19 protein-coding genes are annotated in these 17,370 nt (G+C 62.8%); 12 read left to right on the top strand and 7 right to left on the bottom strand.

Annotated elements, in window-relative coordinates:
- A complete protein-coding gene (locus tag ACTORR_RS09930; RefSeq protein ID WP_054886896.1) occupies positions 1-492 on the top strand; it encodes an OmpA family protein in 492 nt (163 codons plus the stop codon).
- Between the two features lie 389 nt (positions 493-881).
- Here the strand turns inward: ACTORR_RS09930 and ACTORR_RS09925 are convergent, their stop codons facing one another.
- Positions 882-1,832, bottom strand: a complete 951-nt coding sequence (locus tag ACTORR_RS09925; protein ID WP_099816016.1) for a LysR family transcriptional regulator — start codon at positions 1,830-1,832, stop codon at positions 882-884.
- Between the two features lie 132 nt (positions 1,833-1,964).
- Here ACTORR_RS09925 and ACTORR_RS09920 point away from each other — a divergent pair, with 132 nt between their 5' ends.
- Complete coding sequence (locus tag ACTORR_RS09920; protein ID WP_313430796.1) at positions 1,965-3,491, top strand: CoA-acylating methylmalonate-semialdehyde dehydrogenase; 1,527 nt, start codon at positions 1,965-1,967, stop codon at positions 3,489-3,491.
- 10 nt (positions 3,492-3,501) lie between these two features.
- Positions 3,502-4,392 (top strand): 3-hydroxyisobutyrate dehydrogenase, encoded by an 891-nt coding sequence (gene mmsB / locus ACTORR_RS09915; RefSeq protein ID WP_054886892.1) that lies wholly within the window; start codon positions 3,502-3,504, stop codon positions 4,390-4,392.
- A 108-nt stretch (positions 4,393-4,500) separates the two neighbouring features.
- On the opposite strand, the gene ACTORR_RS09910 is transcribed toward mmsB, so the two are convergent.
- Positions 4,501-4,845, bottom strand: coding sequence for a cupin domain-containing protein (locus ACTORR_RS09910; RefSeq protein ID WP_003258412.1), 345 nt, complete (start codon positions 4,843-4,845; stop codon positions 4,501-4,503).
- Between the two features lie 96 nt (positions 4,846-4,941).
- Positions 4,942-5,883 (bottom strand): CDF family Co(II)/Ni(II) efflux transporter DmeF, encoded by a 942-nt coding sequence (gene dmeF / locus ACTORR_RS09905; RefSeq protein ID WP_313365607.1) that lies wholly within the window; start codon positions 5,881-5,883, stop codon positions 4,942-4,944.
- A 70-nt stretch (positions 5,884-5,953) separates the two neighbouring features.
- Here dmeF and ACTORR_RS09900 point away from each other — a divergent pair, with 70 nt between their 5' ends.
- From ACTORR_RS09900 to ACTORR_RS09890, 3 genes are all read left to right on the top strand, one after another.
- Complete coding sequence (locus tag ACTORR_RS09900) at positions 5,954-6,229, top strand: metal/formaldehyde-sensitive transcriptional repressor (RefSeq protein ID WP_054886890.1); 276 nt, start codon at positions 5,954-5,956, stop codon at positions 6,227-6,229.
- Between the two features lie 172 nt (positions 6,230-6,401).
- Positions 6,402-6,629: a type II toxin-antitoxin system HicA family toxin gene (locus tag ACTORR_RS09895; RefSeq protein ID WP_054886889.1), complete on the top strand. Its 228-nt coding sequence runs from the start codon at positions 6,402-6,404 to the stop codon at positions 6,627-6,629.
- On the top strand, positions 6,626-7,033 hold the full coding sequence (locus tag ACTORR_RS09890) for a type II toxin-antitoxin system HicB family antitoxin (protein ID WP_054886888.1): 408 nt from the start codon (positions 6,626-6,628) through the stop codon (positions 7,031-7,033). Before ACTORR_RS09895 ends, ACTORR_RS09890 begins: the two co-directional genes overlap by 4 nt.
- Before the next feature lie 95 nt (positions 7,034-7,128).
- Here the strand turns inward: ACTORR_RS09890 and ACTORR_RS09885 are convergent, their stop codons facing one another.
- Positions 7,129-8,013 (bottom strand): LysR substrate-binding domain-containing protein, encoded by an 885-nt coding sequence (locus ACTORR_RS09885; protein WP_099816019.1) that lies wholly within the window; start codon positions 8,011-8,013, stop codon positions 7,129-7,131.
- A 78-nt stretch (positions 8,014-8,091) separates the two neighbouring features.
- On the opposite strand from ACTORR_RS09885, the gene ACTORR_RS09880 reads away from it, so the two are divergent.
- Positions 8,092-8,856, top strand: coding sequence for a sulfite exporter TauE/SafE family protein (locus tag ACTORR_RS09880; protein ID WP_099816020.1), 765 nt, complete (start codon positions 8,092-8,094; stop codon positions 8,854-8,856).
- Here ACTORR_RS09880 and ACTORR_RS09875 read toward each other — a convergent pair.
- Positions 8,846-9,160: a putative quinol monooxygenase gene (locus ACTORR_RS09875; RefSeq protein ID WP_176507677.1), complete on the bottom strand. Its 315-nt coding sequence runs from the start codon at positions 9,158-9,160 to the stop codon at positions 8,846-8,848. The genes ACTORR_RS09880 and ACTORR_RS09875 overlap by 11 nt on opposite strands.
- Before the next feature lie 158 nt (positions 9,161-9,318).
- Between ACTORR_RS09875 and ACTORR_RS09870 the strand changes: the two genes are divergently transcribed.
- From ACTORR_RS09870 to ggt, 3 genes are all read left to right on the top strand, one after another.
- Entirely contained in the window at positions 9,319-9,909 is a 591-nt protein-coding gene (locus ACTORR_RS09870) for an NAD(P)H-dependent oxidoreductase (RefSeq protein WP_441343622.1), read from the top strand.
- A gap of 30 nt (positions 9,910-9,939) precedes the next feature.
- Complete coding sequence (locus ACTORR_RS09865; protein WP_054886883.1) at positions 9,940-10,836, top strand: LysR family transcriptional regulator; 897 nt, start codon at positions 9,940-9,942, stop codon at positions 10,834-10,836.
- A gap of 117 nt (positions 10,837-10,953) precedes the next feature.
- Positions 10,954-12,621 (top strand): gamma-glutamyltransferase, encoded by a 1,668-nt coding sequence (ggt, locus tag ACTORR_RS09860; protein ID WP_054886882.1) that lies wholly within the window; start codon positions 10,954-10,956, stop codon positions 12,619-12,621.
- Between the two features lie 116 nt (positions 12,622-12,737).
- Here ggt and ACTORR_RS09855 read toward each other — a convergent pair whose 3' ends face one another.
- Together ACTORR_RS09855 and ypfJ are read right to left on the bottom strand one after the other, a co-directional pair.
- Entirely contained in the window at positions 12,738-14,657 is a 1,920-nt protein-coding gene (locus ACTORR_RS09855) for a methyl-accepting chemotaxis protein (protein WP_313365701.1), read from the bottom strand.
- Between the two features lie 197 nt (positions 14,658-14,854).
- A complete protein-coding gene (gene ypfJ, locus ACTORR_RS09850; RefSeq protein ID WP_099815683.1) occupies positions 14,855-15,745 on the bottom strand; it encodes a KPN_02809 family neutral zinc metallopeptidase in 891 nt (296 codons plus the stop codon).
- A 188-nt stretch (positions 15,746-15,933) separates the two neighbouring features.
- On the opposite strand from ypfJ, the gene pcaH reads away from it, so the two are divergent.
- The gene (pcaH, locus tag ACTORR_RS09845; protein WP_054886879.1) at positions 15,934-16,653 is read left to right on the top strand and encodes a protocatechuate 3,4-dioxygenase subunit beta; all 720 of its coding nucleotides are present in this window, start codon (positions 15,934-15,936) and stop codon (positions 16,651-16,653) included.
- 10 nt (positions 16,654-16,663) lie between these two features.
- On the top strand, positions 16,664-17,269 hold the full coding sequence (gene pcaG / locus ACTORR_RS09840; RefSeq protein WP_099815682.1) for a protocatechuate 3,4-dioxygenase subunit alpha: 606 nt from the start codon (positions 16,664-16,666) through the stop codon (positions 17,267-17,269).
- Positions 17,270-17,370 lie beyond the last annotated feature (101 nt).

Genomic DNA, 17,370 nt, shown 5'->3' with positions numbered 1-17,370 from the left:
GTGATACAGCGTTTGCGTTTTTCATTCGTCGTGATGTTGCTGGCCTTGCTGGCGTTGGCAGGGTGCCAGAGCGCGCCACCCAAAGGGCTGAGCGCCGAACAGATCGCCGTACTCAAGCGTGAAGGTTTCGCCCCTACCGAGGAAGGCTGGGCATTCGACCTGTCGGGCAAGGTGCTGTTCGGCAGCGACCTGGACAGCCTCAATGCCCCGAGCCAGGCGATCGTCGAGCGGATCGGCAAGGCTTTGCTGGGCGTGGGTATCCAAAGCGTGCGTGTTGATGGCCACGCCGATGCTTCGGGCAAGGCCGCCTACAACCAGCAGTTGTCCGAGCGACGCGCGCAGAGTGTGGCCAAGGCGTTGATCGATGTTGGCATGCAGGCGCAGAACATTCATACCCGTGGGCTGGGCAGCACGCAGCCGGTGGCGGACAACCGCACCAGCGCCGGGCGGACCGAGAACCGACGAGTGTCGATTGTGGTGGCGTCTTACTGATAGTTCCGGTCTAGCGCACTGTTTGTGATAGCGGACTTGCTCTGGCAAGAAGTTGTGGTGGGGCTTACAGGTGCCAGCCTTGAGTTCTGTGGCGCCTGTGATATCGAGCGCCGCCCGCGCGGCGCATCGCGGGCAAGCCCCACATGGATCCGCGATCCCCTGTGGGAGCGGGCGTGCCCGCGAAGAGGCCAGACCAGCTAGCACATCACTTGAGCCTCAGTGCAAAAGTCCGAGGCCCAGTAGGCATCCGGACCTGGATCAACGCCGATTCGAGCAACGCCCGCAGCGTTTCCAGCTCATGCATCGAGGTCATCATCAGGATCGACGCCGGTGACTTGGGCTGCAGCAGCAACGCCTGGGTGATGGGTGGCGGGCCGCTAGAGGCCCCGTCAATCCTGAGCAAAGCGCATGTCGCGCGTCTCACCCATCAACAACGGCGCATTCGCCTCGGTCACCCCGCGGATGTAATCCCACAACAAGGTAATCCGCTTCAACTTCCTCAAATCTTCCCGGCAATACATCCAGAATTGCCGCGTCACCTCGATCTCCTCCGGCAACACCGTCACCAGCCGCGCATCCTGCGCCGCCAGGAAGCACGGCAAGATCGCCAACCCACGCCCCTGCAGCGCCGCCGTGTACTGGGCTATGACGCTGGTGCTGCGCAAATGCGCATTGGCGTTGGGAATCAGGTTGGCCAGGTACAGCAGCTCCGAACTGAACGCCAGATCGTCGACGTAACTGATGAACGGGTGGCTCCCCAGGTCGCTGACCTGGCGGATCGGTGCATGGCTGTCCAGGTAGTCCTGGGTCGCATAAAGCCGCAATCGGTAGTCACACAGCTTGCAGCATACATAGGGCCCATGCTCCGGCCGCTCCAGGGCGATGACGATATCTGCCTCGCGCTTGGACAGGCTGATGAAGTGCGGCAGCGGCAGGATATCTACCGAGATCGCCGGGTAGGCATCGACGAAATGGCTCAACTGCGGGGTGACGAAAAAACTGCCAAAGCCTTCGGTGCACCCCATGCGCACATGCCCCGAGAGCGCCACGCCGGAGCCGGAAACCTGTTCGCAGGCCATGTGCAAGGTGCTCTCGATCGACTCCGCGTAGCCCAGCAGGCGTTGCCCCTCGGCGGTCAGGACAAAGCCGTTGGTGCGTGACTTTTCGAACAGCAGCGTGCCCATCGCCCCCTCCAGCGAGCTGATGCGCCGCGATACCGTGGTGTAGTCGACGGCCAGGCGTTTGGCCGCGCTGCTGGCTTTGCGCGTGCGCGCCACTTCAATGAAGAACTTCAGATCGTCCCAGTTCAGCGCACTGAGGGAGGTCAGGTCTTTTTGCATGTTGATCCGGTTTTTTTATGCGTTCTTGTTGGATGTTTGCACATCTATACTCGAAAAAAGCCCCAAGGCGCCACCTCGCGTTTGCCCGGCGCTGGCGATCTCGTCCTGACAATAATTCCAAGGAGAACGCAGATGAACGCACCACAGTCCCCTGACAAGACCAAGGTCGAGCAGGTCAAGCTGCTGATCGACGGCCAGTGGGTCGAGTCGAAAACCAGCGAATGGCGCGACATCGTCAACCCGGCCACCCAAGAAGTGCTGGCGCGGGTACCGTTCGCCACCGTCGAAGAAGTGGATGCCGCCGTGGCTGCCGGCCAGCGCGCCTTCAAGACCTGGCGTGACACCCCGATCGGTGCACGCATGCGCATCATGCTCAAGCTGCAGGCGCTGATCCGCGAACACACCAAACGCATCGCCCAGGTGCTCAGCGCCGAGCAGGGCAAGACCCTTGCCGACGCCGAAGGCGATATCTTCCGCGGCCTGGAAGTGGTCGAGCACGCGGCTTCCATCGGTACTCTGCAGATGGGCGAATTCGCCGAGAACGTCGCCAGTGGCGTGGATACCTACACCCTGCGCCAGCCGATCGGTGTGTGCGCTGGCATCACCCCGTTCAACTTCCCGGCGATGATCCCGCTGTGGATGTTCCCGATGGCCATCGTCTGCGGCAACACCTTCGTCCTCAAGCCTTCCGAGCAGGACCCGCTGTCGACCATGCTGCTGGTCGAGCTGGCGCTGGAGGCCGGTGTACCGGCGGGCGTACTCAACGTGGTGCACGGCGGCAAGCAAGTGGTAGATGCGATCTGCACCCACCAGGACATCAAGGCGATTTCCTTCGTCGGCTCGACCGAAGTCGGCACCCACGTGTACAACCTGGCCAGCCAGCACGGCAAGCGTGTGCAGTCGATGATGGGCGCGAAGAATCACGCCGTGGTGCTGCCAGACGCCAACCGCACGCAAACCGTCAACGCCCTGGTCGGTGCCGCCTTCGGCGCAGCAGGCCAGCGCTGCATGGCTACCTCGGTGGCGGTGCTGGTGGGCAAGGCGCGTGAGTGGCTGCCGGACATCAAGGACGCGGCGAGCAAGCTCAAGGTGAACGCCGGTTGCGAGCCGGGCACGGATGTAGGCCCGGTGGTTTCCAAGCGCGCCAAGGAGCGGGTGCTGGGCCTGATCGAAAGCGGCATCCAGGAAGGCGCCAAGCTCGAACTCGATGGCCGTGGAGTCAAGGTGCCAGGCTATGAACAAGGCAACTTCGTCGGCCCGACCCTGTTCTCCGGGGTGAAGACCGACATGCAGGTGTACACCCAGGAAATCTTCGGCCCGGTGCTGGTGACCCTGGAAGTCGACACTCTCGACGAAGCCATTGCCCTGGTCAACGCCAACCCATTCGGCAACGGTACCGGCCTGTTCACCCAGAGCGGCGCGGCGGCGCGCAAGTTCCAGAGCGAGATCGACATCGGCCAGGTCGGTATCAACATCCCGATCCCGGTACCGGTACCGTTCTTCAGCTTCACCGGCTCGCGCGGTTCCAAGCTCGGCGACCTGGGCCCGTACGGCAAGCAAGTGGTGCAGTTCTACACTCAGACCAAGACCGTCACCGCCCGCTGGTTCGATGACGACAGCGTCAACGACGGTGTGAATACCACCATCAGCCTGCGCTAAGGAGCACGCCATGCGTATCGCATTCATCGGCCTGGGCAACATGGGCGCGCCCATGGCCCGCAACCTGATCAAGGCCGGGCACCAGTTGAACCTGTTTGACCTGAACAAGACCGTGCTGGCCGAGCTCGCTGAGCTGGGCGGGCAGGTCAGCGCCTCGCCGAAGGACGCGGCGGCCAGCAGCGAGCTGGTGATCACCATGCTGCCGGCGGCCGCACATGTGCGCGCCGTGTACCTCAACGAAGACGACGGCGTGCTGGCGGGCATCCGCCCAGGCACGCCGACCCTGGATTGCAGCACCATCGACCCGCAGACCGCGCGTGAGGTGTCCAAGGCGGCCGCCGCCAAAGGTGTGGACATGGGCGATGCGCCGGTGTCTGGTGGCACGGGTGGCGCCGCGGCGGGCACGCTGACCTTCATGGTCGGCGCCAGCGCAGAACTGTTCGCCACGCTCAAGCCGGTGCTGGAGCAGATGGGCCGTAACATCGTGCACTGCGGTGAGGTCGGTACCGGGCAGATCGCCAAGATCTGCAACAACCTGCTGCTGGGCATCTCGATGATCGGCGTATCCGAGGCCATGGCCCTGGGCAATGCACTGGGCATCGACACCAAGGTGCTGGCGGGGATCATCAACAGCTCGACCGGGCGTTGCTGGAGTTCCGATACCTACAACCCGTGGCCGGGCATCATCGAAACTGCACCTGCCTCGCGTGGGTATACCGGTGGGTTTGGTGCCGAACTGATGCTCAAGGACCTGGGGCTGGCCACCGAGGCTGCGCGCCAGGCACACCAGCCGGTGATCCTCGGTGCCGTCGCCCAGCAGCTGTACCAGGCCATGAGCCTGCGCGGGGAAGGCGGCAAGGACTTTTCGGCGATCGTCGAGGGGTACCGCAAGAAGGATTGATTGTGGGAGCGGGCGTGCCCGCGAAGCAGACGACTCGTTGCCCGCCACCGGCTACGCCGGTGTTCGCGGGCATGCCCGCTCCCACAGAGATTGGTGTCGCTTGATGGATCAGGCGAAGACGAAGTACTTGCGCACGGTCTCGACCACTTCCCAGGTGCCTTTCATCCCCGGTTCGATCACGAACACATCACCCGCCTTCAGGTGCTTCGGCTCTTCGCCTTCCGGGGTGATGATGCAGTAGCCATCGAGGAAGTGGCAGAACTCCCACTTCTCGTAGTTGACCTCGAACTTGCCCGGGGTGCAGATCCAGGTGCCCATGATCTTGCTGCCGTCGGCCGACAGGTAGGCGTTGAGGTTGACGGTGTGCGGATCGCCGCCGATGCGCTTCCACTTGGTGGCGTCCACGACCGGCGTCGGGCAGGTTTCGCGCAGGACGGTGATGAAATCGGACATGGCACAACTCCTGGTGACTGGCTGGATGACTTGTCACCATAGGGCCATCCGCCGAGCCGCAGTTGCCTGGGCTCGACGTCCAGCTGCCTGCCCGCGCTATGCCAGGGTGTTGACCTCGACGGTGATGTGGGCCAGTTCCTCATGCACGCCCAGCGCCTGGCGCACGCTGTCGGCGCTCAATGCGGCCTGGGTGGCCAGGCTGAGGATGCACGCGTACTGGTCCTTGCCCACGCGCCACACGTGCAGGTCGGTGATGGTGGCGGGCACCGGCAGTTCGGCGACCACTTCGCGAATCTCCTCGACCACCGGCGCATCCATCTCGGCATCCAGCAATACCCGGCCGGTATCGCGCAGCAGGCCGCGAGCCCAGAGCGCCACCAGCACCGCACCGACCAGGCCCATCACCGGGTCGAGCCAGCTGGCGCCCCAGAACTTGCCGGCCAGCAGGGCGACGATCGCCAGTACCGAGGTGGCGGCGTCGGCAATCACATGCAGGTAGGCCGAGCGCAGGTTCAGGTCGTGATGATGGTGATGACCGTGGTCATGATGATGGTCATGGCCATGACCGTGGTGGTGATGATCGTGGTCGTCACGCAGCAGCCAGGCGCAGATCAGGTTCACGGCCAGGCCGATCACGGCGATGAAGATCGCCTCGTCATAATGGATCGGCCCCGGCGTCAGCAGTCGCTCGGCCGACTGGAAGGCCATCAGCCCGGCCACGCCGAGCAGCAGCAGGGCGCTGGAGTAGCCGCCGAGGATCTCGATCTTCCAGGTGCCAAAAGCGAAGCGTTGGTCCTTGGCATAACGACGCGCGGCAGCGTAGGCCAGCAGCGACAGGCCCAGGGCCAGGGCATGCGAGCTCATGTGCCAGCCGTCGGCGAGCAGGGCCATGGAGTTGAAGAACCAGCCCCCGGCGATTTCCGCCACCATCATGATCGCCGTCAGCCACACGGCCAGGCGTGTCTTGCGCTCGGCACCGAGGTTGCTGGTGTGGAACTGGTGGCTGTGCTGCCAGCGGCCTGAGGTTTGTGTCGACATGGTTTATCATGCTCCCGGAACGTCGAGAAATATACTATACCCCAGTATACCTATAAGGGTGTGAAAGCCTATGGCACATACGATCAAGAGCAAGAAGCAACTGCTGACCCGCGTGCGCAAGATCAAAGGCCAGGCCGCTGCCCTGGAGACCGCGCTGGAGCAGGACAAGGACTGCCTGGCGATCCTTCAGCAGATCGCAGCCGTGCGCGGCGCGGTGAACGGGCTGATGGCCGAGGTGATGGAAGGGCACATCCGCGAACACCTGGTGGCGGAAGGGCTGAGCGCCGAGGAACGGCAGGAAGAGGCGGACAAGGTGGCGGCGTTGTTGCGGTCTTATCTGAAGTGATACCCCCTGGGGGTATACGGTAGGAATGTAGGTTCCTACAGAGCTATAAGTTGAAGCCTACTGGGTGATCTGAACCATCCGCTGGTCGCCGAAAGTGTGCATAGTGTGTACTGCGCTTCGTTTTGGTCAATTCGGTGTGTATCATACACATCGGCTGCCGAAGGAAGGGTGAATGCGCAGTCGTGAAGTGATCCAGCTCATTGAGGCGGATGGGTGGTATGAAGTCGAGGTGAAGGGCAGCCATCACCAGTTCAGGCATCCGTTCAAGAAGGGGAGGGTGACAGTTCCTCATCCCAAGAGCGATCTGCCTAAAGGCACTGTGCACAGCATCTTGAAACAAGCTGGCTTGAAGCAGTCCAGTGGCTTCGTCAGCGCGAACATCAGTGGAGACGCGCAATGAAATTTCCGGTCGTATTGCACAAGGACGCCGATTCGGACTACGGCGTGACCGTTCCCGATGTTCCTGGCTGCTTCTCTGCCGGAGGGACTGTCGCTCAAGCACTGGAGAACGTTCAGGAGGCGCTGGCGCTTCATTTTGAGGGCTTGGTTGCCGATAACGAGGCGCTACCGCAAGCACAGGAAGTCGATGTACATGTGGCGAATCCTGATTTTGCCGGTGGGGTCTGGGCTGTCGTTGATTTCGATATAACGCCATATCTGGGGAAGGCCGTGCGGTTCAATGCAACACTGCCGGAAAACCTGCTGCAGCGGATCGACGAAAAAGTGAAGCGTGATCATCGGTATGCCTCCCGTTCCGGATTTCTCGCCTCGGCTGCACTGCGAGAGCTGGCGCTCATGCACTGAACTACGAGTCGGCTTTGGAATTCATCACTTGTGGAGGTGGTGAATCGGGGCGCCGAAACCGCCGCAAATACGTCAGCCCAGGCGACGTTGAACGTTCACGCTGGCATCAATCGCTCGACCAACCCCGCCGCATAGCCCGGTAACCTGGCAAAATCCCGGGCACATAACAGCAACCGCCGGTTCGCCCAATCCTCTCGCAGCGCCACCCAGTGCATCGGCAACACCCCGTTCCAGCGCTGCACCGATGCCAGGGGCACCACGCCGACACCGGCACCACCGGCGACCATGCGAATCACCCCGTCAAACCCTTCGGCCCGCACCCGCACCTGCATGCGGTGGCCTTCGCGCAGGGCCTGTTCCTCCAGATACAGCGCCAGGGCGCTGTTCGCCCCCAGCCCGACATGGCCGTGGGCAAGGCAATCGACGAAGCTCGGGGCGGGCGCTGCGGCGAGGGGATGATCCAGCGGAGTCACCAGCACCAGCGGATCATCGCGAAAGGGCAGGGTCTGCAGATGCGCGCTGGGCGCGGCGGTGGAAATGATGCCCAGATCAGCCATGCCTTGGGTGATCGATTGCACGATGCGCAGGCTCGGTAGTTCCTGCACATCGATGCTGATCCCGGGGTTATCGGCAAGGTAGCTGGCCAGCAACTCCGGCAGGTACTCGGTCAGCGCCGCCGTGTTGCACAACAGCCGCACCTGGCCTTGCTGGCCGCACGCATAATGGGCCAGGTCGAACTGCAGGCGTTCGACCTGCTGGCCGATCAGTCGCGCATGCTGCAGCAGCGCCTGCCCGGCGGGTGTCGGCTGCACGCCACGGCGATTGCGCTCGAGCAAAGGTGTGCCAAGCGAGGCCTCCATCGCGCGGATACGTGCGCTGGCCGCTGGCAGCGACAGATGGCTGCGGCGGGCGCCGGCGGTGATGTTGCCGCATTCGGCGGTGTGCTGGAAAAGCCGGAGGTCGATCAGGTCGAAATGCATCTGCCTCTGTCCTGGCAAGAGTCTGGCTGAGTATATGGCAGATTTTCAGCCCAACTGCGGCAAGCCATCATCGCACCCATGAATACCTTGACCGCTTTCTACTACACCATTGGCCCGGCACTGACGTTGCTGGTGATCATCACCTTCCTGCTGGCCGGTGCCGTCAAAGGCGTGATCGGCCTCGGCCTGCCGACCATCGCCATGGGCTTGCTGGGGCTGGCTATGTCTCCGACGCAGGCTGCTGCGTTGTTGATCGTGCCTTCGACGCTTACCAACCTATGGCAACTTGCGGCTGGCGGGCATCTGCTCGCGCTGCTGCGAAGGCTCGGGCCAATGCTGGCGATGATATTCCTCGGTACGTTGCTTGGCAGTGCCTGGCTGGGCATCAACAACGGGCCATGGGCAGTGCAGGCGTTGGGGGCGGCGTTGGTGATCTACGCGCTGTACGGTCTGGCAGGCCCGGCCTTGCGGGTAGCGCCGGAGCGGGAAGGGTGGCTGGGGCCGGTCTGTGGACTGGTGACCGGTGTGGTCACTGCGGCTACTGGCGTGTTCGTGATGCCCGCGGTGCCTTACCTGCAAAGCCTGGGCTTGAGCCGCGACGAAATGGTGCAGGCGCTGGGCCTGTCGTTCACGGTCTCGACCCTGGCGCTGGCCCTTGGCCTGGCCGGGCAGGATGCCTTGGGTGGGCAAGCGCTGGGGGCTTCGCTGCTGATGCTGGCGCCGGCCCTTTTGGGCATGTTCGCCGGGAAGTGGCTGCGCCAGCGTATCAGCGCAGCGCTGTTCAAGCGCTGCTTCTTCATCGGCCTGGCCGCGTTGGGCGGCCACCTGCTGATCAACGGTTAGCGGACGAGGCGCTGAGCATGACGATGGGCTGGATGTCGAAATCGCGCTCCAGGTAATCCATGCGCTTTTCGAAGAACTCGACCATGTGCGGCAGTGCCGAGTGCACGTCCAGCGCTGCCTTGTCGGCCCACACTTCATAGAACACGAACAGGGTTGGGTCCTGCTGGTCGCGCAGCATGTGGTATTCGATGCAGCCTGGTTCCTGGCGGCTGGGCTCGACGTAGGCACGGAACAGGGTCTCGAATGCTTCGGCCATTTCCGGACGGGTCTTGGCCTTAAGGATGAATGCGTGCTGCTCGCTCATGGATCGTACTCACAGATAATTGGAGAATCGATTCTACGGCAATAATTAAGTTGTGATTCGTGACTTCAGGTCAATTGTATTTTGACTGCCAACTGCTGTATCCCGCGCCCGTCAGCCATTACTGTGCCGGTCATCCATCAAATGACTCGAGGCCCAGCATGAAAAAGATCCTTCTGCTCAATGGCGGCAAACAATTCGCCCACTCTGACGGTCGCCTCAACCAGACCCTGCACGATGCCGCGCTGGCGCATCTGGACCGTGCCGGTTTCGATGTGCAGCACACCTTCATCGACGGTGGCTACGACGCTCAGGTCGAAGTCGAGAAATTCCTCTGGGCCGATGTGATCATCTATCAGATGCCAGGCTGGTGGATGGGCGCACCGTGGACCGTGAAGAAGTACATCGACGATGTCTTCACCGCTGGCCACGGCAGCCTCTACGCCAATGATGGGCGTACCCGCTCCGACCACTCGCAGAAGTACGGCAGCGGTGGCCTGGTGCACGGCAAGCAATACATGCTGTCGTTGACCTGGAATGCACCACAGCAAGCGTTCGATGACCCGAGCGACTTCTTCGAGGGCAAGGGTGTCGATGCGGTGTATTTCCCGTTCCACAAAGCCAACCAGTTCCTGGGTATGACCGGGCTGCCAACCTTCCTTGCGGTGGATGTGATGAAGCGCCCGGATGTGGCGGCAGCCTTGGCGGCCTACGAGGCTCATCTGGACAAGGTCTTCGGCAAGGCTATCTAATCCCTGCACGGACCCGACACAGGCGCTCAAGTGAAAACCCGCTCCGAAGAACTCCAGATATTCGTCGCCGTCATCGACTGCGGCTCAATCTCCGCCGCTGCCGAGCAGATGGGCCAGACCCCGTCGGCGGTCAGCCGCACCCTGTCGCGCCTGGAGGCCAAGCTCGGCACCACCTTGGTCAACCGCACCACCCGGCGCATGGACCTCACCGAGGAGGGCCGCTTCTTCCTCGAACGCTCGCGCCTGGTGCTGCAGCAGATGGACGAGATGGAGGAGCGCCTGTCGATGAATCGCCAGACGCCGTCCGGGCGCCTGCGCATCAACGCCGCGGCGCCGTTCATGCTGCACGCCATCCTGCCGTGGATCGGCGAGTTCCGCCGCCAGTACCCCGGCATCGAGCTGGAGCTCAACACCGACGACCTGATCATCGACCTGCTGGAACAGAGCACCGACGTGGCCATCCGCATCGGTGACCTTGCCGACTCCAGCCTGCATGCCCGCTCGCTCGGTTGCAGCCCGATACAGGTGCTGGCAAGCCCGGAATACCTGGAGCGACACGGTACGCCGAAAAACGTCGAAGACCTGAACGGTCACTGCCTGCTCGGCTTTAGCCAGCCTGAATCGTTGAACCAGTGGCCGTTGCGCCACGCCCAGGGTGACCGCTGGGGCATCCGCCCGGCACTGATCGCCTCCAGCGGCGAGACCCTGCGCCAACTGGCGCTGGCCGGGGAGGGCATCGTCGCCCTGTCGCATTTCATGACCCACGAAGACATCCGCGCCGGCCGCCTCAAGGTACTGCTGAGCGAGGCCAACAATGGCTACCGCCAGCCGATCCACGCGGTGTACTACCGCAACACCCAGCTGGCCCTGCGGATTCAATGCTTCCTTGATTTCATCCAGCGCAAGTTGGCCATGTACGCCTGCTGAGTTGCCTGATCGCGACAGGTCCTGTCCACAGGCGGCGAAACTTCCTGCGTTTGATTGCACAGTCACAGCGCTTCGGCCTTACTGACTGCTCAACAAAAACAACACCAAGGAAGTGTCATGCGTATTGTCCCGTTCCAGTACCTGGCTCTGGCAGCCGCGATCCTGAGCTGTTCCTCGACTTACGCCGCCACGTTGGAAGGCGGCGCTGTAGCCGCCCCCGATCAATATGGTGCACAGGTTGCAGCCGACATCCTCAAGAAGGGCGGCAATGCGGTGGACGCGGCCGTGGCCACGGCCTTCACCCTGGCGGTGACCTACCCCGAGGCGGGTAACATCGGTGGCGGTGGCTTCATGACCCTGTTCGTCGACGGCAAGCCGTACTTCCTCGACTACCGCGAAGTGGCGCCCAAGGCTGCCTCACGCAACATGTACCTGGACGACAAGGGCGAAGTCATCGAGAACCTGAGCCTGGTCGGCGTGCGCGCCGCAGGCGTGCCTGGCACGGTGATGGGCCTGTGGGAAGCCCACCAGAAGTTCGGCAAGCTGCCCTGGAGCGAGCTGCTGACCCCGGCCATCGGCTATGCCAAAAACGGCTTCAAGGTCGCCGAGAAGCAGTACCAGTACCGCAACGATGCCCAGGGCATGTTCAAGACCGCGACCAACTTCAACGACTATTTCGGCAACATGAAGGTCGGTGAACTGTTCAAGCAGCCGGAAATGGCCAAGACCCTCGAGCGCATTGCCGACAAGGGCGTGAGCGAGTTCTACCAAGGCAAGACTGCCGACCTGCTGGTGGCGCAGATGCAGGCCGACAAGGGCTTGATCACCAAGGAAGACCTGAAGGACTACAAAGCCGTGTGGCGCGAACCGATCGCCATCAGCTGGCGCGGCAATGTGGTCTACACCGCGCCACCACCAAGCTCCGGCGGCGTGGCCCTGGCCCAGCTGCTGGGCATCAAGGAAGACCGCGTGGCGGACTTCAAGGGTGTTGCGCACAACTCGGCGCAGTACATCCATCTGCTATCGGAGATTGAAAAACGTGTGTTCGCCGACCGTGCCGACTACCTCGGCGACCCGGCGTTCACCAAAGTGCCGGTCGACCAGTTGGTGGCCAAGGACTACCTGGCCAAGCGCGCCGCCCAGGTCAACCCGAAGGCCATTTCCGAAACCGACAAGGTCAAGCCAGGCCTGGAGCCACACCAGACCACGCACTTCTCGATCGTCGACAAGCAGGGCAATGCGGTCAGCAATACCTACACCCTCAACCTCGATTACGGCAGCGGCGTGGTGGTCAAGGGCGCAGGCTTCCTGCTCAACGACGAGATGGACGATTTCAGCGCCAAGCCTGGCGCCGCGAATGCCTTTGGGGTGGTTGGCGGTGACGCCAACGCCATCGAACCGGGCAAGCGCATGCTGTCGTCGATGAGCCCGAGCCTGATGACCCGCGATGGCAAGGTCGAGCTGGTGATCGGTACGCCGGGCGGTTCGCGGATCTTTACCTCCATCTTCCAGGTGATGAACAACCTGTACGACTACGGCATGCCGCTGGAGAAGGCCGTGGCGGCGCAGCGTGTGCACCATCAGTTGCTGCCCAAGGACACCATCTACTTCGACAGCTACGCGCCGCTGACCGGGCCGGTGGCTGAAGAGCTGAAGAAGATGGGCTATGTGCTGGAGGATCAGGGCTGGGAGATGGGCGATATCCAGGCGATCCGGGTCAACGGCGCGCAGCTTGAGACCGCTTCGGATCCGCGTGGGCGCGGGGTGGGGATGATCGTCAAGTAACTCTGCATAGGCAGTGCGGGCCTCTTCGCGGGCACGCCCGCTCCCACAGGTACAGCGCAGGTTTCGAATCTTGCGCCGTACCTGTGGGAGCGGGCGTGCCCGCGAATGGTCTCCAGTCAGACGCGGAACTGGCTGACCAGCATCTGCAGGTGACCACCCAGGCGCGCCAGCTCGACGCTGGACGCTGCGGTCTCATCACTGGCTGCCGCGGTCTGTTCCGACACATCGCGCACATTCAGGATGCTGCGGCTGATCTCTTCTGCCACCGCGCTCTGCTGCTCGGCCGCCGCTGCGATCTGCTGGTTCATCGACTGGATGCTCGACACCGTGCCGGTGATGTTCTCCAGCGACGCACCTGCCTTTCGCGCCAGCTCGACACTGCTGTCGGTCAGGGTGCGGCTGCCCTGCATGGCATTGGCCACCTGCTGGGTGCCGTGCTGCAGGCTGGCCACCAACTCCTCGATCTCTTCGGTGGACTTCTGCGTGCGCTGGGCCAGGCCACGCACTTCGTCGGCGACCACGGCGAAACCACGGCCGGCTTCACCGGCTCGGGCCGCTTCGATCGCGGCGTTGAGCGCCAGCAGGTTGGTCTGCTCGGCAACCGACTTGATCACGTCCATCACGCTGCCGATCTTCTGGCTTTCCTGTTGCAGCAGGTTCATGGCCTCGGTGGAGCGGTGCACTTCTTCGGCCAGGCGTTCGATCTGGCTGATCGCCTCGCCGACCACGCGGTCACCGGCACGCGCTTCGTCATCGGCGCCAGTCGCGGCATGAGAAGCCTGCTCGGCGTTGCGCGCCACTTCCTGAACGGTGGCGGCCATTTCGTGCATGGCGGTGGCGACCTGGTCGGTCTCGACCTTCTGGCTGTTGGCACCGGCGCTGGTCTGCTCGGTCACCGCCGACAACTCTTCGGCGGCGCTGGCAATCTGAGTGACGCCGTCACGGATGCCGCTGATCAGTTCGCGCAGGGTCGTCCCCATGCGCGCAATGCCTTGTTGCAGCACGCCGATTTCATCGCGACGGGTAACGCGCAGGTCGTGGGTCAGGTCGCCACTGGCAATGCGTTCCACGGCTTGCAGGGTATCGCGCAGCGGGCGGGTGATCTGGTGAGTGATGACCACTGCAGCAATGACGCCAGCCAGCAGCGCCAGCAGCGTGGCGATGGTCTGCAGGCTGCGGGCCTGGGTGCTTTCTGCGTCGCGACGCTCCAGCTGGATGTTGTACAGCGCGTCGCTGCGCTTGACGATATCGGCGCCTTGCACGGTCATCTCGGCGCGGGCAACGGTGATGTCGGCAACCGCATCGCGGAACTGGCGCACGGCATCGCGGTAGGCCTGCACCGATTGCTCGAACTGCTGGACACGGGCGGCTTCAGCTGGCAACTGGCGCTTGAGGTTGTCGATATCGGCCAGGGCGCCTTCCAGCTGGCGCAGGGCGGTCTGCTCGTTGGCGGCACTGTTGTCGGCAATGTAACCGCGCACGTCGATACGCACCTGCAGCAGTTGCTGGCGCGCCTTGCTGATCAGTTGGTACTGGGCCAGGCGCACACTGTCTGGCTCGGGGCGGGACATGACGTCCTGGCTGAGGACTTCCATGGCCTCATCGGCCCTTGCCGCCGACACGTTCATTGCATCACGGGCGGCCAGCGAACTCTTGTAGCCGGCGCGCATCTTGTTCAGCGATACCTTGTACTCGCTGATGGTCTGCCCCAGCTCCTTGAGCAGCACGACGTTGGCCGGGCTGGTGAAGGTGGTGACCAGGTATTGCTGCTGCTTGCTGAAGGCGTCGAGCTTGGCCTGGGTGTTGGCAGCGGCGGCGTCATCGCCATTGGCGATCATGTACTGCAGACGCGCGATGCGCAGGTCGGTCAGATCCTTGTTGAGCTGACCGATGTCACCCATCCAGTTGCTGCGGTCAATCAGCCTGCCCAGGCTGGTCCAGCCGGTCAGGGCCAGCAGGCCGGTTAGACCCAGCACCAGGCCGAAGCCCAGGCCGAGTTTGAGGTTGACGCTGATGTTGGCAAACCAGCTGTTCATGCACGCTCTCCAGAAAATTCATTCGCTCACTTGATCATCAATCGCAGGGCGTTGTTGTTCTGGGGCCCGCTGATTCGTGCAGGTGTTATCGGCACGGCACAGCGAAAGCTGAATCGCTTTTTCAGCTGATTTGCAATATCGAGAAAACGTTTGCCTTTTGGAGATCGCTGAGGGCCGCAAAGCGGCCCCCCAGGCTCTCAAAGGCTACGCGCGCCGAAAGTATCGCAGCTGTTCACATTCCCTTGGGCAAACCCGGCCTTGAACCAGCGCACCCGCTGCGCCGAGGTGCCATGGGTGAAGGAGTCGGGCACCACGCGCCCCTGACCTTGCTGTTGCAGCCGGTCATCACCAATGGCATTGGCGGCATTCAGCGCCTCTTCAACATCACCCGGCTCCAGCCAGTTCAGCCGCTTCTGCGCCTGATACGCCCAAACGCCGGCCAGGCAGTCGGCCTGCAGTTCCTGGCGCACCAGCAGGCCATTGTCGCCTTCCAGGCGCTGGCCACTGCGCCGCGCGGCATCGACCTTGGCCGACACCCCGAGCAGGGTCTGCACGTGGTGGCCGATCTCGTGGGCGATCACGTAGGCCTGGGCGAAGTCGCCGGCCGCCGCGAAGCGGGTTTCCATTTCACGGAAGAACGACATGTCCAGGTAGACCCGCTGATCCGCCGGGCAGTAGAACGGCCCGACTGCCGCAGACGCAAAACCGCAGGCCGAATTGACCTGGCCGCTGAACAACACCAGCTTGGGATCACGGTACTGCTTGCCCGCTTGGGCGAACAGGGCCTTCCAGGTGTCTTCCGTATCGCCCAGGATCGAGGCGACGAACTGCGCCTGTTCGTCATTGGCCGGCGGTGCCTTGCCGCCAGCGCCACTGGGGGCTGCCTGCTGTTGCTGTTGTTCCATCTGCCCGGCGAGCTGGCCAAGAATCTGCAGCGGGTCCTGGCCGGTCAGCCAGCCGATGCCGACAATCAGCAGCACAGCGCCAAGCCCCAGCCCCTTGCCTCCGCCAAAGCGCATGCCGCCGCCGCCACCTTCGCCGCGAGCATCGACCACGTTGTCGCTGCGCCGGCCTTTTCGCCATTCCATGAAGAGCTCTCCAGAGCGTGAAACATGGGGATAAAGATTAGATCACCACAGCCAAAGCCACTAATACATAACCGTTTGGTTATGTAATTGGCGGGTGATTTCATTATCCATCCCTCGCTACCTGCCTGAAACTGCAAGTCCGCCTGCCGTGTACAGGCGTTTTCATAATTCCAAGAGAGGAATCCGGCATGCCTGCCCAGGACAACAGCCGCTTCGTGATCCGTGATCGCAACTGGCACCCCAAGGCCCTGACGCCCGACTACAAGACTTCCGTTGCCCGCTCGCCGCGCCAGGCACTGGTCAGCATCCCACAGTCGATCAGCGAAACCACCGGCCCGGACTTTTCCCACCTGGGCTTCGGTGCCCACGACCATGACCTGCTGCTGAACTTCAACAACGGTGGCTTGCCGATCGGCGAGCGCATCATCGTTGCCGGCCGCGTCGTCGACCAGTACGGCAAGCCTGTGCCGAACACCCTGGTGGAGATGTGGCAAGCCAACGCCGGTGGCCGCTATCGCCACAAGAACGACCGTTACCTGGCGCCGCTGGACCCGAATTTCGGTGGCGTCGGCCGTTGCCTGACCGACCGCGACGGCTACTACAGCTTCCGCACCATCAAGCCGGGCCCGTACCCTTGGCGCAACGGGCCGAATGACTGGCGCCCGGCGCACATCCATTTCGGCATCAGCGGCCCGTCGATCGCCACCAAGCTGATCACCCAGCTGTATTTCGAAGGTGATCCGCTGATCCCGATGTGCCCGATCGTCAAGTCGATCGCCAACCCTGAAGCCGTCCAGCAGTTGATCGCCAAGCTCGACATGAGCAACGCCAACCCGATGGACTGCCTGGCGTACCGCTTCGATATCGTGCTGCGTGGCCAGCGCAAGACCCACTTCGAAAACTGCTGAGGAACCCGCCATGCCAATCGAACTGCTGCCGGAAACCCCATCGCAGACTGCCGGCCCCTACGTGCACATCGGCCTGGCCCTGGAAGCGGCCGGCAACCCGACCCGCGACCAGGAAATCTGGAACCGCCTGGCCAAGCCGGACGCTCCGGGCGAGCACATCGTGCTGATCGGTCATGTGTATGACGGCAACGGCCACCTGGTGCGTGATTCGTTCCTGGAACTGTGGCAGGCCGACGCCAACGGTCAGTATCAGGATGCCTATAACCTGGAAAACGCCTTCAACAGCTTCGGCCGCACCGCCACCACCTTCGATGCCGGTGAGTGGACCGTGCATACGGTCAAGCCGGGTGTGGTGAACAATGCTGCAGGCGTGCCAATGGCGCCGCATATCAACATCAGCCTGTTCGCCCGGGGGATCAACATCCATCTGCACACGCGGCTGTACTTCGACGACGAGGCCGAGGCCAATGCCAAGTGCCCGGTGCTCAACCTGATCGAGCAGCCGCAACGTCGTGAGACCTTGATTGCCAAGCGTTGCGAGGTGGACGGGAAAACGGCGTATCGCTTCGATATCCGCATTCAGGGAGAAGGGGAGACGGTGTTCTTCGACTTCTGAGTCAAAGTTCGGGGCCGCTGTGCGGCCCTTCGCGGGCAAGCCCGCTCCCACAGGTGTCGCGCAAGCATCAAGGTTGATGCTATCCATGTGGGAGCGGGCTT

The organism is Pseudomonas sp. SAR267, assembly GCF_052077595.1.
In the GTDB taxonomy this organism is placed as follows: domain Bacteria; phylum Pseudomonadota; class Gammaproteobacteria; order Pseudomonadales; family Pseudomonadaceae; genus Aquipseudomonas; species Aquipseudomonas vlassakiae.
The sequence above is the reverse complement of the archived record's forward strand: the minus strand, read 5'-3'. Positions and strand labels throughout refer to the sequence as shown.

What these genes read in the sequence shown, in the direction of transcription:
- ACTORR_RS09885 (WP_099816019.1), bottom strand. Translation starts at nt 8,013, where the DNA reads ATGCATTTCGACCTGATCGACCTCCGGCTTTTCCAGCACACCGCCGAA.
- ACTORR_RS09880 (WP_099816020.1), top strand. Translation starts at nt 8,092, where the DNA reads ATGAATACCTTGACCGCTTTCTACTACACCATTGGCCCGGCACTGACG.
- ACTORR_RS09910 (WP_003258412.1), bottom strand. Translation starts at nt 4,845, where the DNA reads ATGTCCGATTTCATCACCGTCCTGCGCGAAACCTGCCCGACGCCGGTC.
- ACTORR_RS09900 (WP_054886890.1), top strand. Translation starts at nt 5,954, where the DNA reads ATGGCACATACGATCAAGAGCAAGAAGCAACTGCTGACCCGCGTGCGC.
- ACTORR_RS09875 (WP_176507677.1), bottom strand. Translation starts at nt 9,160, where the DNA reads ATGAGCGAGCAGCACGCATTCATCCTTAAGGCCAAGACCCGTCCGGAA.
- ACTORR_RS09920 (WP_313430796.1), top strand. Translation starts at nt 1,965, where the DNA reads ATGAACGCACCACAGTCCCCTGACAAGACCAAGGTCGAGCAGGTCAAG.
- ACTORR_RS09890 (WP_054886888.1), top strand. Translation starts at nt 6,626, where the DNA reads ATGAAATTTCCGGTCGTATTGCACAAGGACGCCGATTCGGACTACGGC.
- pcaG (WP_099815682.1), top strand. Translation starts at nt 16,664, where the DNA reads ATGCCAATCGAACTGCTGCCGGAAACCCCATCGCAGACTGCCGGCCCC.
- ACTORR_RS09855 (WP_313365701.1), bottom strand. Translation starts at nt 14,657, where the DNA reads ATGAACAGCTGGTTTGCCAACATCAGCGTCAACCTCAAACTCGGCCTG.
- ACTORR_RS09870 (WP_441343622.1), top strand. Translation starts at nt 9,319, where the DNA reads ATGAAAAAGATCCTTCTGCTCAATGGCGGCAAACAATTCGCCCACTCT.
- ACTORR_RS09895 (WP_054886889.1), top strand. Translation starts at nt 6,402, where the DNA reads ATGCGCAGTCGTGAAGTGATCCAGCTCATTGAGGCGGATGGGTGGTAT.
- ggt (WP_054886882.1), top strand. Translation starts at nt 10,954, where the DNA reads ATGCGTATTGTCCCGTTCCAGTACCTGGCTCTGGCAGCCGCGATCCTG.
- ypfJ (WP_099815683.1), bottom strand. Translation starts at nt 15,745, where the DNA reads ATGGAATGGCGAAAAGGCCGGCGCAGCGACAACGTGGTCGATGCTCGC.
- ACTORR_RS09925 (WP_099816016.1), bottom strand. Translation starts at nt 1,832, where the DNA reads ATGCAAAAAGACCTGACCTCCCTCAGTGCGCTGAACTGGGACGATCTG.
- dmeF (WP_313365607.1), bottom strand. Translation starts at nt 5,883, where the DNA reads ATGTCGACACAAACCTCAGGCCGCTGGCAGCACAGCCACCAGTTCCAC.
- mmsB (WP_054886892.1), top strand. Translation starts at nt 3,502, where the DNA reads ATGCGTATCGCATTCATCGGCCTGGGCAACATGGGCGCGCCCATGGCC.
- pcaH (WP_054886879.1), top strand. Translation starts at nt 15,934, where the DNA reads ATGCCTGCCCAGGACAACAGCCGCTTCGTGATCCGTGATCGCAACTGG.